The organism is Agromyces zhanjiangensis (genome assembly GCF_040496055.1).
Lineage (GTDB): Bacteria > Actinomycetota > Actinomycetes > Actinomycetales > Microbacteriaceae > Agromyces > Agromyces zhanjiangensis.
This window is the reverse complement of sequence record NZ_JBEPKB010000005.1, coordinates 196,692-210,073: the sequence shown is the minus strand read 5'-3', so window position 1 is coordinate 210,073 and position 13,382 is coordinate 196,692. Positions and strand designations below refer to the sequence as shown.

13 protein-coding genes are annotated in these 13,382 nt (G+C 72.9%); 5 read left to right on the top strand and 8 right to left on the bottom strand.

Annotation, left to right across the window (positions count from 1 at the left end; genetic code table 11):
- Positions 1 to 35: 35 nt before the first annotated feature.
- On the bottom strand, positions 36 to 1,232 hold the full coding sequence (locus ABME02_RS11795) for a substrate-binding domain-containing protein (protein ID WP_353815527.1): 1,197 nt from the start codon (positions 1,230 to 1,232) through the stop codon (positions 36 to 38).
- Positions 1,233 to 1,385: 153 nt separating this feature from the next.
- Here ABME02_RS11795 and ABME02_RS11790 point away from each other — a divergent pair, with 153 nt between their 5' ends.
- Both ABME02_RS11790 and ABME02_RS11785 read left to right on the top strand, forming a co-directional pair.
- On the top strand, positions 1,386 to 2,570 hold the full coding sequence (locus tag ABME02_RS11790; protein ID WP_353815526.1) for an acetyl-CoA C-acetyltransferase: 1,185 nt from the start codon (positions 1,386 to 1,388) through the stop codon (positions 2,568 to 2,570).
- Positions 2,571 to 2,642: 72 nt separating this feature from the next.
- On the top strand, positions 2,643 to 3,923 hold the full coding sequence (locus ABME02_RS11785) for a low temperature requirement protein A (RefSeq protein ID WP_353815524.1): 1,281 nt from the start codon (positions 2,643 to 2,645) through the stop codon (positions 3,921 to 3,923).
- Between the two features lie 67 nt (positions 3,924 to 3,990).
- Here ABME02_RS11785 and ABME02_RS11780 read toward each other — a convergent pair whose 3' ends face one another.
- The 6 genes from ABME02_RS11780 to ABME02_RS11755 form a co-directional block, all read right to left on the bottom strand.
- On the bottom strand, positions 3,991 to 4,281 hold the full coding sequence (locus ABME02_RS11780; protein ID WP_353815523.1) for an SHOCT domain-containing protein: 291 nt from the start codon (positions 4,279 to 4,281) through the stop codon (positions 3,991 to 3,993).
- A 132-nt stretch (positions 4,282 to 4,413) separates the two neighbouring features.
- Complete coding sequence (locus ABME02_RS11775; protein WP_353815522.1) at positions 4,414 to 5,076, bottom strand: response regulator transcription factor; 663 nt, start codon at positions 5,074 to 5,076, stop codon at positions 4,414 to 4,416.
- Positions 5,073 to 6,251 (bottom strand): sensor histidine kinase, encoded by a 1,179-nt coding sequence (locus ABME02_RS11770; protein ID WP_353815521.1) that lies wholly within the window; start codon positions 6,249 to 6,251, stop codon positions 5,073 to 5,075. Before ABME02_RS11770 ends, ABME02_RS11775 begins: the two co-directional genes overlap by 4 nt.
- 89 nt (positions 6,252 to 6,340) lie before the next feature.
- The gene (locus ABME02_RS11765; protein WP_353815520.1) at positions 6,341 to 7,666 is read right to left on the bottom strand and encodes a M50 family metallopeptidase; all 1,326 of its coding nucleotides are present in this window, start codon (positions 7,664 to 7,666) and stop codon (positions 6,341 to 6,343) included.
- Positions 7,667 to 7,769: 103 nt separating this feature from the next.
- Positions 7,770 to 8,855, bottom strand: a complete 1,086-nt coding sequence (gene dxr / locus ABME02_RS11760; protein WP_353815519.1) for a 1-deoxy-D-xylulose-5-phosphate reductoisomerase — start codon at positions 8,853 to 8,855, stop codon at positions 7,770 to 7,772.
- A gap of 24 nt (positions 8,856 to 8,879) precedes the next feature.
- The gene (locus ABME02_RS11755) at positions 8,880 to 9,521 is read right to left on the bottom strand and encodes a 4'-phosphopantetheinyl transferase family protein (RefSeq protein WP_353815518.1); all 642 of its coding nucleotides are present in this window, start codon (positions 9,519 to 9,521) and stop codon (positions 8,880 to 8,882) included.
- An 85-nt stretch (positions 9,522 to 9,606) separates the two neighbouring features.
- Here ABME02_RS11755 and ABME02_RS11750 point away from each other — a divergent pair, with 85 nt between their 5' ends.
- Together ABME02_RS11750 and ABME02_RS11745 are read left to right on the top strand one after the other, a co-directional pair.
- Positions 9,607 to 10,368 (top strand): lysophospholipid acyltransferase family protein, encoded by a 762-nt coding sequence (locus tag ABME02_RS11750; protein WP_436408264.1) that lies wholly within the window; start codon positions 9,607 to 9,609, stop codon positions 10,366 to 10,368.
- 93 nt (positions 10,369 to 10,461) lie between these two features.
- Entirely contained in the window at positions 10,462 to 11,376 is a 915-nt protein-coding gene (locus ABME02_RS11745; RefSeq protein ID WP_353815517.1) for a hypothetical protein, read from the top strand.
- A gap of 38 nt (positions 11,377 to 11,414) precedes the next feature.
- Here ABME02_RS11745 and ABME02_RS11740 read toward each other — a convergent pair whose 3' ends face one another.
- On the bottom strand, positions 11,415 to 11,894 hold the full coding sequence (locus ABME02_RS11740) for an OsmC family protein (protein ID WP_353815516.1): 480 nt from the start codon (positions 11,892 to 11,894) through the stop codon (positions 11,415 to 11,417).
- Between the two features lie 102 nt (positions 11,895 to 11,996).
- Here ABME02_RS11740 and gabT point away from each other — a divergent pair, with 102 nt between their 5' ends.
- Positions 11,997 to 13,382, top strand: a complete 1,386-nt coding sequence (gabT, locus tag ABME02_RS11735; RefSeq protein WP_353815515.1) for a 4-aminobutyrate--2-oxoglutarate transaminase — start codon at positions 11,997 to 11,999, stop codon at positions 13,380 to 13,382.

Genomic DNA, 13,382 nt, shown 5'->3' with positions numbered 1-13,382 from the left:
GGTGGGGCCTTCCGTGCCTGGTCGAACGGGATGGGTCAGCCGGCGACCGGCGGGGCGACGGTCTCGGCGTCGACGGTCTCGATGAGCTCGGGGGCCCATCCGTCGGCGCCCTCGACGAGCTTGACCTGGTACATCGGCTGGATGAGCGCGTGGTCCTCGGCGCGGACGGTGATCTCGCCCTTGACCGACTCGAAGGTCCAGCCCTCGAGCGCGTCGATCATCGCGTCGACGTCGTCGCCGCCCTCGCGGACGGCCTGCACGATCATCTGCGCGGCCACGAAGCCGTCGACCGAGAAGAGGTCGGGCACGGCTCCGGCCTCCTCGAGGCGGGTGATCATCTCCTCCTCGATGTCGGTGCCCGCGGCGCCGCCGAAGTAGTGGTTGAGGAACGAGATGTCCGCGGACGCGTCGCCGTAGGCCTGGTACGTCGCGACGTCGCCGAGGCCGGTCACGACCGGGGCGGCGTCGAAGACGCCCTGCTGCTGCAGCGCGGTCCACATGGCGCCCGAGGAGGCGCCCGCCCACGCGACGAAGATCAGGTCGGGCTGCGCGTCGGTGAGCTGCTGCGCGAACGGCGTGAACTCGGTCGCGTCCTCGGCGACGAGCACGCCCTGGACCTCGGCGCCCTGGCCGCCGAGCACGGCCTCGACACCGGCGAGGTTGCCCTGGCCGAACGCCGTGTCCTGGGCGAAGACGACGACCTTCTTGCCGTCGGGGTCGCCGATGAAGGTTCCCGCGGTCGCGACGTCCTGGTAGGTCTGGCGGCCGGAGCGGAAGGTGTAGCCGTTCACGCCCGTGATGGCGTCGGCGGCCGCGGGGCCCGAGATGTAGAGGATCTCGTTCTGCTCGGCCTGCTCGGCGAGCGAGGTCGCGATGCCCGAGACGACCGTGCCGGCGAGCACCTTGGTGCCCTGGCCGATGAGGTCCTTGGCCTTGGCGACCGCGGTGTCGGGGTTGCCCTGGTCGTCCTCCCAGGTGATGTCGAGCTCCTGGCCGTCGACCTCGCCCGTGCCCTCGGTGGCGTAGTCGAGGCCGGCCTCGAAGCCGGCGGTGTAGGCCTCGCCGTAGGCGGCGAGCGGTCCGGTCTGCGACGTGATCATGCCGATCGCGACGGGAGCGGCATCCGCCCCGTCGGCGTCGCCTCCCCCGGAGGCGGTCGGTGCGCAACCGGCCATGGTGAGCGCCGCGACGGCGACGAGCGCCGGCGCGAGGTACTTCGGTGTAACTCGCATGCTGTGAGCCTCTCTGAGTGACGACGGTGTCAGAAACCTGACAGGTGGTTCAGGTCTCAGGAACGTACACTAGAGTCGATCGCGCACGACGCGCAACCCGGATCGGTGCACCGACCCCGTGCACCGACGCAGAGACGAAGGAGTCCCACCGAAATGAGCTTTCCCGACGTCGTCATCGTCGCCGGCGCCCGCACGCCGTTCGGCCGCATCGCCGGCAACCTCGGCAGTCGCACCGCCGTCGAACTCGGCACCGTCGCCATCCGCGGCGCCCTCGAGAAGGCCGGGGTCTCCCCCGACGACGTCGACGCCGTGATCATGGGCCAGGTGCTGCAGGCCGGCGCCGGGCAGAACCCCGCCAAGCAGTCCGCGGTCGCCGCGGGCATCCCCTGGCGCGTGCCCGCGATCACCCTGAACAAGGTGTGCCTCTCCGGCCTGGTCGCGATCACCGACGCCGCGCGACTGATCCGCCTCGGCGAGGCCCAGGTCGTCGTGGCCGGCGGCCAGGAGTCCATGACCAACGCGCCCCACCTCCTCCCCGACTCCCGGAAGGGCCACATGTACGGCAGCGTCGAGCTGCTCGACCACACCGCCGCCGACGGGCTGACCGACGCGTTCGACCGGGAGTCGATGGGCGCCTCGACCGAGCGCTACAACGACCGGTACGGCCTGGGGCGCGCCGAACAGGACGAGATCGCGGCGGCCTCGCACGTCCGTGCGGGCACGGCGCAGGCCGCGGGCGTGTTCGACGACGAGATCGTCCCCGTCGAGATCCCGCAGCGCAAGGGCGACCCCGTGGTCGTCACGACCGACGAGGGCGTCCGCCCCGATTCGACGCCCGAGACGCTCGCGAAGCTCCGCCCCGCCTTCGCGGAGGGCGGCGCGATCACCGCGGGCAACTCCTCGCCGATCTCCGACGGCGCCGCGGCCGTCGTCGTCGCGAGCCGCGCCTGGGCCGAGGAGCGCGGCCTCCCGTGGCTCGCGCTGGTCGGGGCATCCGGCCAGGTCGCCGGGCCCGACAACTCGCTCCACTCGCAGCCCTCGAACGCGATCGCGGCTGCGCTCGACCGCGCCGGCTGGCAGGCCGGCGACCTCGACCTCGTCGAGATCAACGAGGCGTTCGCCGCCGTGTCGCTGCAGTCGATGAAGGACCTCTCGCTCGACCCGGAGAAGGTCAACATCCACGGTGGCGCGATCGCCCTCGGCCACCCGATCGGCGCATCCGGCGCCCGTCTCGCGCTGCACGCGGCCCGTGAGCTCGCGCAGCGCGGCGAGGGCAGGGCGGCCGTCGCGCTGTGCGGCGGCGGCGGCCAGGGCGAGGCGCTGCTGCTCTCGCGCTGACCCGGCGTGAGCGGGCCCGCGCTGTGGTGGAATGATCCCCACGGCACGGGCCCGCCCGACGAGGAGGCGCACATGAGCGAGACGACGACGGACTCCTCGGGGCGCGAGGCGCACCGGCCGACGCGCCTCGACCACCGGCTCCGCCGGATGACCGGGCGCGACCCGCACGAGCCGCACCGCTCGGCCACGCCGCTCGAGCTCTTCTTCGACCTCGTCTTCGTCGCGGCCTTCAGCGCGGCGGGGAGCCAGACCGCGCACCTGCTCGAGCTCGGCCACTTCGCGGCCGCCACGGCGGGCTTCGTGTTCGCGATCTTCGCCATCGCCTGGGCGTGGATCAACTTCACGTGGCTGGCGTCGGCCTACGACAACGACGACATCTTCTTCCGCGTCGCGACGATGGTCGTGATGATCGGGGTCATCGTGCTCGCGCTCGGCCTGCCGCAGGCCTTCCACTCGATCGACGAGGGCGGCGAGCTCGAGAACGGCGTCGTCGTGATCGGCTACGTGATCATGCGCGTCGCGGTCGTCGCGCTCTGGATCCGCGCCGCACGCCACGACCCCGCGCACCGCCGGACCGCCCTCGCCTACGTCGTGCTCGTCTCGGCCGCACAGGTCGGCTGGATCCTGCTCCTCGTGGCGAACCCCCCGCTCTCGACCACGTTCATCGCGTTCCTGGCGCTCGTGCTGTTCGAGATGGCGGGACCGATCATCGCCGAGCGGGTGGGCGGCCCGACGCCGTGGCACGCGCACCACGTCGCCGAGCGGTACGGCCTGCTCGTCATCATCACGCTCGGCGAGATCGTGCTGGGCACCATCCTCGCGATCAGCGCGGTCGTCGAGGAGCAGGGCTGGGACGTCGAGGCCGTGCTCGTGACGGTCGGCGGCACGATGCTCGCGTTCGGGCTCTGGTGGGTGTACTTCGTCATGCCGTCGGGCGCCGTGCTCGCGCGGCACCGCGAGCGCGGATTCGTCTGGGGCTACGGGCACCTCGCGATCTTCGGCTCGCTCGCGGCGACCGGCGCGGGCCTGCACGTCGCCGCCTACGTGATCGAGGGCACGGCGCACATCGACGACACGACGGCGCTGCTCACCGTCGTCGTCCCGGTGGCCGCCTACTCGACCGCCCTGTTCACGATCTACTCCGCACTGCTGCGGGAGTTCGACCCGTTCCACATCCTGCTCTACGTCGGCAGCATCCTCCCGCTCGTCGCCGCGGTGATGGCCGTCGCCGCCGGCGCGAGCATCGGCACCGGCATCGTGATCACCGCGCTCTCCCCGGTCGTCGTGATCGTCGGCTACGAGACCATCGGGCACCGGCACCAGGCCGCCGCGCTCGAACGCGCGCTGGCGTGATCGCGCCGACGCGGTGAGGCGAGCGGATGCCCCGGCACGCCGCCGCGGCATCCGCTCGCCGGATCGATCAGCCGTTCGGCCGGTTCGTGCGGAGCACCTCGAGCCGGGCCCGGTACTCGGTCTCGTCGATGTCGCCCTGCGCGAAGCGTTCGGCGAGCGTCGACTCCGCCGACGCCGACCGCGCCCACGGCGGGCCGTCGGCGCCGCCCCACGCGCGCCGACGACGCGTGACGAGGAACACCACGAGCCCGATGACGAGGATCCAGAGGATCGGGACGAACAGGAACGCCCAGCCGAATCCGGGGCCCCACGGACCGGCGTGGGCGACCGCGGATGCGGCGGCGAGGGAGGTGAGCATGTCGGGACTCCTTGATCGTGCGGCCCCGGTCCGGGCCGTCGATCTCAGCCTCGCCGCGCGCCCCGCCCGGCACATCCGCCGTCGGGCGGCACTCGGACTACTCCTCGGGGAGCACGCCACCGGTGCGCGAGGTCACTGCCAGCCGGGCGCGACGAGCCCGGTCTCGTACGCCACGACCACGAGGTGCACCCGGTCGCGCGCGTGCAGCTTCGACATGATCCTCGAGACGTGCGTCTTCGCGGTCAGCGGGCTGAGCACGAGCCGTCCGGCGATCTCGTCGTTCGTGAGGCCCTGCCCGACCAGCCGGAGGACCTCGAGTTCGCGCTCCGTCAGTGCCGCGAGCGCGTCGGCGTCGGGCGCCTCGCGGAGGCCCGCCGACATCCGCTCGAGGAGACGCCGGGTCACGCCGGGCGACAGCAGCGCGTCGCCGGCCGCCACCACGCGGACCGCGCGGATGAGGTCGGCCGGCTCCGTGTCCTTCACGAGGAACCCGCTCGCTCCGGCCCTCACCGCCCGCGCGACGTACTCGTCGAGCTCGAAGGTCGTGACGACGACCACGCGGACCCCGGCGAGCGCCGGGTCGGCGGCGATCTGCTCGGTCGCCCAGAGTCCGTCGCCGCGCGGCATGCGGATGTCCATCAGCACCACGTCGACGGGCTCGGCGCGCACGAGCGCCAGCAGGTCCTCGCCGGTCGACGCCTCCCCGACGACGGCGATGTCGGGCTCGGCCTCGAGGAGCGCACGGAATCCCGCTCGGACGAGGAGCTGGTCGTCGGCGAGTGCCACCCGGATCATGCACCGCCTCCCCACGGCAGCCGCGCGGTGACCCGCGTGCCGCCCCTCGGGGACCGCTCGACCGCGACCGTGCCGCCGAGCAGCGCCGCCCGTTCGCGCATGCCGAGGATGCCGCCGCCCCCGGCCGCACCCTGCACGCCCCGACCGTCGTCGTCGATCGTGAGGAGCAGCTCGTCGCCCAGCCGTTCGACGGCGACGACCGCTCGCGTGGCCCGCGCGTGCCGGACCACGTTGGTCAGCGCCTCCTGCGCGATGCGGTAGGCGGCGAACTGCACCGCGCGCGGCGGCTCGGCGTCGAGGCGGTCGACGAGCTCGGCGTCGAAGCCGGGTGCGGCGACACCGGCGACGAGCTTCGGCAGGTCGGCGAGCTCGGCCTGCGGGGCGAGCGGAGCCGACTCGTCGCCGGCGGCGTCCGCGCGGATGACGCCGAGCACGCTGCGCACCTCCTCGAGCGCGGACTTCGAGGTCGCCTTGACGTTCTCCAGGGCGCTCCGCGCCCGGTCGGGATCGCGGTCCATCAGGTGCAGGCCCACGCTCGCCTGCACGTTGATCTGCGAGAGCGCGTGCCCGATGACGTCGTGCAGCTCGCGGGCGATCCGCATCCGCTCCTGCTCCTCGGCGGTCCGCCGACGCTGCTGGAGGTCCGTGCGGTAGGCGGCCGCGCGCTCGCGCCGCACGCGGACGAAGGCGCCGATGCCGAAGCACGCCGCCAGGAGGACCGTCGTGCCGGCGACCCGCAGCGGGTGCCACTCCGGGCCGAAGCCCGACGCGAGCACGATCGCCGCGACCCAGCCCGTGACGACCGAGACGACCGCCCAGCCGAGCGCACCGCGCGCGACCGCGAGGACGATCGCGAGCGCCAGGGCCACGTACGGCGGACCCACGTCGGGCGGCAGGACCAGGTCGGCGAGTGCGAGCGCGGTGACGGCCGCGACCGTCGGACCCGGCGCGCGACGTGCGGCGAGGAGCGCGAGCGGGCCGGCCACCGCGAGCCCCACGTGCAGGACCTCGAGGCTCGCGGGCAGGCGCATCCACGCCGCGATCGCGATCGCCGCGGGCACCTGCACGATCGCGCTGATCACCACCGGCGCGACGAGCACGACGTTCGGCGGCGGCCGGAATCGCTCGGGTCGTCCGCCCCACGGGGCGGCGCCGTCCCAGGTCGGCGCGGGCATTCCCCGATCGTATCCCCCGGCGGATCGACCGGGATCCGACCCGGGGCGCCACCCGGACTACTCCCCCGGGAGTAGTCCGAAGTAGTCCGTCAGAGCACGCTGATGGGCTTGACGATGTCGGCGTAGATCAACAGGGCGCTCATGCCGCCGAGGACGATCACCATCGCGAACGTGAGCGGCATCAGCTTCGCGAGGTCGACCGGACCCGGGTCGGGGCGGTTCCTGAGCTTCGCCCAGCCCCGACGGATGGCCTCCCACAGCGCTCCCGCGATGTGGCCGCCGTCGAGGGGCAGCAGCGGGATGAGGTTGAAGACGAAGAGCGCGACGTTGAGCGAGGCGAGGATGCCCACGAGGCCAGCCGCGCGCGAGGCGATCGGGACCTCGTCGAGGCTCGCGATCTCGCCCGCGACCCGGCCCACGCCGACGACCGAGATCGGTCCATTCGGATCGCGCTCCTCCGGTCCGAACGCGGCGTTGGCGACATCCACCAGTCGCTGCGGGAGGTTGACGATGATGCCCGCCACCGCCTGCACGTTCTCGCCGACCATGGGCAGCACGGCGGACGGCGGCTGGCGCACGGTCTCGGCGGCGGGCGAGATGCCCACGAAGCCGACCTCGTCGGTGATCGGTTCGCCGTCGGCGCCCTCGACGATCCGGCCCTGGTCGTCGGTGACGTAGCGTTCGCTGAGGAGCGGCGTCACCGCGAGCGTCACCTCCTCGCCGTCGCGGAGGACGACGACCGGGATCTCCTCGCCGGGGTGCTCCCTGATGACCGCGGTGGACTCCGTCCACGTCCGGATCGGCTGTCCCGCGACCGCGACGATCGTGTCGCCGGGCTGGATGCCCGCCTCGGCGCCCGGCGCGGCGGGATCACCGGGCTCGCACGTCTGGCGCTCGCTCGTCGCCGGCAGCGCGCACTCCGACACCGACCCGATGGTCGTCGACGGCTGCGAGATGCCGAAGCCCATCAGCAGCACGCCGAACAGGACGACCGCGAGGACCAGGTTCATGAACGGCCCGCCGAACATGACGATGATGCGCTTCCAGACGGGCAGCCGGTAGAACGCCCGGTGCTCGTCGCCGGGCGTGATCGACTCGGCGCTCGAGGCACGGGCGTCCTGCACGAGGGAGCGGAAGAAGCCCGTGCTGTCCTCCTTGGCGTGCCCGTCCCTGCCGGGCGGGAACATGCCGATCATCGCGATGTAGCCGCCGAGCGGGACCGCCTTGACGCCGTACTCGGTCTCGCCCTTCCGGCGCGACCAGATCGTCGGCCCGAACCCGATCATGTACTGCGTGACCTTGACCCCGAAGAGCTTCGCGGGCACGAGGTGCCCGATCTCGTGCAGGCCGATCGAGACGGCGAGGCCGACGACGATGATCGCGACGCCGATCACGAACAGGAGCACGGATTCCACCCCGTCATCGTAGGGGCGATCCCTTGGTGCGCGCTGTCCGCGGACTGTGAACGAGGCGCAGCCATGCGCGTGCGAGGCGCAGCCATGCGCGCGCGACGCGCCGCTACGCGCGCGCGATGCGGAGGTCGGCCGCGCGACGCGCGGCCCGCTCCGCCTCGGCGAGCGAGTCCACGGTGAGCGCGCCCGACGGCGATTCGTGGGCGTCGACCACGGCCTTCACGGTGTCGACGATCTCGGTGAACGCGATCCGGCCGGCGTGGAACGCCGCGACGGCCTGCTCGTTGGCGGCGTTGAACACCGCGGGGTACTCGCCGCCCGCACGGCCGACCTGCTTGGCGAGCCGCACGGCGGGGAACGCCGACTCGTCGAGCGGTTCGAAGCTCCACTGCTGCGCGCTCGTCCAGTCCAGCGGCTTCCCGGCCGCGGCCACGCGGTTCGGCCAGTCGAGGCCGAGCGAGATCGGCAGGCGCATGTCGGGTGGCGACGCCTGGGCGATCGTCGAGCCGTCGACGAACTCCACCATCGAGTGGACGATCGACTGCGGGTGGACGACGACGTCGATACGGTCGTAGTCGACGGCGAACAGGAGGTGCGCCTCGATGACCTCCAGGCCCTTGTTCACGAGGGTCGCCGAGTTGGTGGTGACCACGAGGCCCATGTCCCACGTGGGGTGCGCGAGGGCCTCTGCCGGGGTGACGTCGGCCAGCTCCTCGCGCCGGCGTCCCCGGAACGGCCCGCCGGAGGCGGTGAGCACGAGCCGGCGGACCTCGTCGTGCGTGCCGGAACGCAGCGCCTGCGCTATGGCCGAGTGCTCGGAGTCCACGGGAACGATCTGGCCCGGGGCCGCGAGTCGGGTGACGAGGTCGCCGCCCACGATCAGCGACTCCTTGTTCGCGAGCGCGAGCGTCATGCCGCGCTCGAGGGTCGCGATCGTGGGGCCGAGCCCGACCGACCCCGTGATGCCGTTCAGCACGACGTCGGCGTCGACGCTCCGGACGAGCTGCACGGCCTCGTCGATGCCGACCGCGGTGTGCTCGACGCCGAACTCGTCGGCCTGCCGCTCGAGCTCGGCGCGGTTCGACCCGACGGCGAGCCCGACGACATCGAAGCGGCGCGGATTCGCGCGGATGACGTCGAGCGCCTGCGTGCCGATGGAACCGGTGGACCCGAGGATGATGACGCTGCGCACAGGGCCACTCTAGGCCGCGCGCCCTCAGCGACGAGGCAGCAGGGCGACGGATGCCGCGAGGCGGCCGGGTACCGCGACGTCCACGATGCGGACGTCCTCCCACCGCGACCCGAGCTCGGGCACGCTCCGCGTGATGCGCGCGTCGCCGTGGTCGTCGCCCGGGAGGGAGAGGGCGATCCGGGAGGGCTCGAGGACCTCGAGGTGGCCGACGGCCCGGAGCAGCGCGGACTTGCGCGCCCACAGCTGCGCCCGCACGAGCGCCCGCGCCGACGGGTCGACCTCGTCGAGACGGGCCCGCTCGATCGGATGCAGCGCTGCGGTGTCGAGGGCGGGTGAGGGTTCCGGCGTCGCCGCCTCGATGCCGACCCCGAGCGGATGCCGCGTGCCGGCCGCCGCCACGACGACGCCGGCCCCCGTGGCCGCGTCGGCGAACCACTGGCCGCCCGACGGCGTGGTCGGGTAGCGCACGACGGGGCTGCCGTGCCGCACGCCGCAGACGGGGCACGCATGGACGAGTTCGACGTCGTCCGCCGGCACGCCGGACGATCCCGCGAGGTGAGCGCGCAGCACCGATTCGACTCCGGCGCCGCGCCGGCCGCCCGCGACGACCATGACACGCACGCCGGTGTCCTCGAGCTCCACGACCTCCGCGGATGCGATGTCCATCCGCCCATGATGGCGCACTCGGGGGCGCTCCCCGAGCCCCGGTGATATTCCGGGGCCCGCATACGGCCTCGCGTAGCGTCGGAGGGTGAGTGAGATCGAGGCCGACGCCGTCCCCGCCCCGCCGTCGAAGCCCGGCCCCGTGTACGGGCTCGTTCGCGGCGTCCTCCGCCCGCTCGTCCGGATGATCTACCGGCCGACGATCACGGGCGCCGAGCACGTCCCTCGGACGGGCCCCGTCATCCTCGCCTCGAACCACCTGTCCTTCGTCGACAGCATCGTGATCCCGCTCGCTGCGCCGCGCCCGGTGCAGTTCCTCGCGAAGTCGCACTACTTCACGGGCACGGGCCTCAAAGGCTGGCTGTCACGCACGTTCTTCACGGCGATCGGCGCGGTGAGCGTCGAGCGCGGCGCCGGGGCGCAGGCGCAGGCCGCGCTCGACCAGGGCCGCCGGATCCTCGACGCCGGCAGCGCGTTCGCGCTCTACCCCGAGGGGACGCGGTCGCTCGACGGCCGCCTGTACCGCGGGCGCACGGGCATCGCCTGGCTCGCCCTCACGACGGGCGCCGTCGTCGTGCCGGTGGGCCTCATCGGCACGCAGGAGATCCAGCCCGTCGGCTCGTCGGTGCCCCGGGTGCGCCCGGTCACGGTGCGGTTCGGCGAGCCGCTCGACCTCGGCAGGCACGGCCCGGCGACGTCGGGACGCGCCCGTCGGGCCGCGACCGACGAGATCATGGCGGCGATCCACGCCCTGACGGGCCAGGAGCTCGCGAACGCCTACAACGAGGCCCCGCCGCAGGGCGCGCTCGCGAAGATCGCGGACCGCGTCGCTCCGCGCGAACGCGTGTAGCGACGCGCCGCCGTCGTCGATGCTCGCCGTGACCCGCCGGGGTCGGTGGAGGTTCCCAGCGACGCGGTGGCGCGCACCGGTAGGGTCGGCCCGATGAGGACTCGCTCTCGCGCGTGGATCGCCGCACTCGCGGCATCCGCGGCCCTGTTGCTGGCCGGCTGCGTGCCGACCACCGGGATCGAGCGCGACCCCACGTCGGCCGACCGCCGCATCCCCTCGACCGACCGGTTCGATCCCGGGTTCATCGTGAGCGACGACTCCTTCTACGATTCGGCCGCGATGACGGTGCGCGACATCCAGGCCTTCCTCGAGTCCCGCGACTGCCGGCCCGTCGACGCCGTGCCGTGCCTCGCGGAGTACGCCGAGGACGTGGAGGGTGTCCCTGCCGCCGGGCCACGGCACTGCAGCGCCGTCCCGGGCGGCGAGGCGCTGCCCGCGAGTCGCATCATCGCCGAGGTCGCCGACGCCTGCGGGGTCAGCCCGCGAACCCTCCTCGTGCTCCTGCAGAAGGAGCAGTCGCTGCTCACCAGGCCGAGCGCGCGCGGGTACGAACGCGCGACCGGCTACGGCTGCCCCGACACGGCCGACTGCGATGCCCGGTACTTCGGGTTCTTCAACCAGGTGTACCGGGCCGGCTGGCAGTTCCGGCAGTACACGGTCGAACCGGTGCGCCGTTTCCAGGTCGGCTCGGTCGACGTCGGCTTCCATCCGGACGCCGCCTGCGGCGCGTCGACCGTGCGCATCCGCAACCAGGCGACCGCGAACCTCTACAACTACACGCCGTACCAGCCGAACGACGCCGTGCTGGCCGACCCGTCGGGAGGCGACGAGTGCTCGGCGTACGGCAACCTCAACTTCTGGCGCATCTGGAACCGGTGGTTCGGCGATCCGCACGAGGAACGGCTCCCGGCCTACTTCCCGCCATGCTCACGTCTCGTCGGCGGGTACCCGTGCCCGGCACCCGCACCGCCCGGCTCGGCGCTCGCGCCGTCGCAGTCGCTTCCCTGAGTCCTCGCGCCTCCGGCGGTCCGTCCCGCGGCGTGGGGTCAGTCGCCGCGAACGAGCGTCGTCGGCTCGTGCCGCACCGGGAAGGCGACGGATGCCGCGATGAAGCACTTCTCGGACGCCTCGTGGTGCAGCGACTCGGCGAGCTCGCGCATCGACGGGTCTGCGACGGTGACGCGCGGGCGCAGGACCGCCTCCTCCATCCGCCCGCCGCCGCGCCCGTCCTCCCGCATCGTCGCGGTCGCGGCATCCTCGTAGCCGACCACGACGACGCCGTGGTTCACGGCGACGTGCAGGTAGGAGAGCATGTGGCACTCGCTCAGCGCGGCGAGCACGAGCTCCTCCGGATTCCAGCGGTCGCGGTCGCCGTGGAAGGCGCGGTCGCTCGAGCCAGCGATCTCGTGGAGCTTGCCCGGGGCGCGCACGGCGTGCTGCCGCCCGTAGGACCGGTACGAGGCCGTGCCCTCGCCGCGGTCGCCCTGCCACTCCAGCTCGATCGCGTAGCGGTGTTCGCCGAGCATGTCGTTCCCTCCGGTGGTGCGGCGCGATGGACGCCGCCGTCGTCGATTCTGCACCCGCCCCCCGACCTCGCGCGGCGACCCCGGGGTTAGGCTGGTCCGATCATGACTGACACCTGGATCCCCGTCGAATCCGTGCCCGCCGACCCGGCCGAACCGGCCGCCGTGCCGCAGGAGCGACGGATCGTCACCGCCGTTCCCGGTCCCCGCTCGCAGGAGCTCCAGGCGCGCCGCACCGCGGTCGTGTCCGCTGGCGTCTCGAGCGTGCTCCCCGTCTACATCGAGCGCGCCCACGGCGCCGTCCTCGAGGACGTCGACGGCAACCGGTTCGTCGACTTCGGTGCCGGCATCGGCGTGACCACCGTGGGTCACACGCCCGGCCGCGTCGTCGAGGCGGCCACCGCACAGTCGCGCGACGTGCTGCACACGCTCTTCACCATCACGCCCTACGAGGAGTACGTGCGCGTCGCCGAACTGCTCGCGGCGCACACGCCGGGCGACTTCCCCAAGAAGTCCGTGCTCGTGAACTCCGGGGCCGAGGCGGTCGAGAACGGGGTGAAGATCGCGCGCAAGCACACCGGTCGGCGCGCCGTCGCCGTGCTCGACCACGCGTACCACGGCCGCACGAACCTCACGATGGCGATGAACTACAAGGCCATGCCGTATGGCACCGGGTTCGGGCCGTTCGCCGGCGACGTGTACCACGCACCGAGTTCCTACCCCTACCGCGACGGGCTGTCCGGCGCGGAGGCCGCGGCCCGCACGGTCGCCTACCTCGACAAGGTCGTCGGCGCGTCCGATCTCGCCTGCCTCGTGGTGGAGCCCATCCAGGGCGAGGGCGGCTTCATGGTCTATGCCGACGGCTACCTCCCTGCGCTGCAGGAGTGGTGCACCGCGAACGGCGTCGTGATGATCGCCGACGAGATCCAGTCGGGCATGGCTCGCACGGGCGCCTACTACGCGTCCGAGCACTTCGACTGGACCCCGGACCTGGTGCTCACCGCCAAGGGCATCGCGGCGGGCTTCCCGCTCGCGGCGGTCACCGGCCGTTCCGAGATCATGGACGCCTCGCACCCGGGCGGCCTCGGCGGCACGTTCGGCGGGAATCCCGTCGCCTGCGCGGCCGCCATCGCCGTGTTCGAGACCATCGAGGAGGACGGGCTCCTGGGCGAGGCGCGCCGGATCGAGGCGACGCTCACCGCCGGCCTCGAGCGGCTGCGCGCGAAGTACGACGTGATCGGCGACATCCGCGGTCGGGGCGCGATGATCGCGATCGAGCTCGTCGAGTCGGGTACCGCCGAGACGACCAAGGCCCCGAACGCAGCAGCGGTCTCCGCGATCGTGGCCCACGCGGCGCAGCAGGGCGTCCTGTTCCTCAGCGCCGGCACCTGGGGCAACGTCCTGCGGTTCCTGCCGAGCCTGCGGATGACGGACGAGCTCATCGAGGACGCGCTCGGCGTGCTCGACGACGCCTTCGCGGCCCTCGCCTGA

Coding starts and splice junctions, on each gene's coding strand:
- ABME02_RS11795 (WP_353815527.1), bottom strand. CDS start 1,232: ATGCGAGTTACACCGAAGTACCTCGCGCCGGCGCTCGTCGCCGTCGCG.
- ABME02_RS11790 (WP_353815526.1), top strand. CDS start 1,386: ATGAGCTTTCCCGACGTCGTCATCGTCGCCGGCGCCCGCACGCCGTTC.
- ABME02_RS11785 (WP_353815524.1), top strand. CDS start 2,643: ATGAGCGAGACGACGACGGACTCCTCGGGGCGCGAGGCGCACCGGCCG.
- ABME02_RS11780 (WP_353815523.1), bottom strand. CDS start 4,281: ATGCTCACCTCCCTCGCCGCCGCATCCGCGGTCGCCCACGCCGGTCCG.
- ABME02_RS11775 (WP_353815522.1), bottom strand. CDS start 5,076: ATGATCCGGGTGGCACTCGCCGACGACCAGCTCCTCGTCCGAGCGGGA.
- ABME02_RS11770 (WP_353815521.1), bottom strand. CDS start 6,251: ATGCCCGCGCCGACCTGGGACGGCGCCGCCCCGTGGGGCGGACGACCC.
- ABME02_RS11755 (WP_353815518.1), bottom strand. CDS start 9,521: ATGGACATCGCATCCGCGGAGGTCGTGGAGCTCGAGGACACCGGCGTG.
- ABME02_RS11745 (WP_353815517.1), top strand. CDS start 10,462: ATGAGGACTCGCTCTCGCGCGTGGATCGCCGCACTCGCGGCATCCGCG.
- ABME02_RS11740 (WP_353815516.1), bottom strand. CDS start 11,894: ATGCTCGGCGAACACCGCTACGCGATCGAGCTGGAGTGGCAGGGCGAC.
- gabT (WP_353815515.1), top strand. CDS start 11,997: ATGACTGACACCTGGATCCCCGTCGAATCCGTGCCCGCCGACCCGGCC.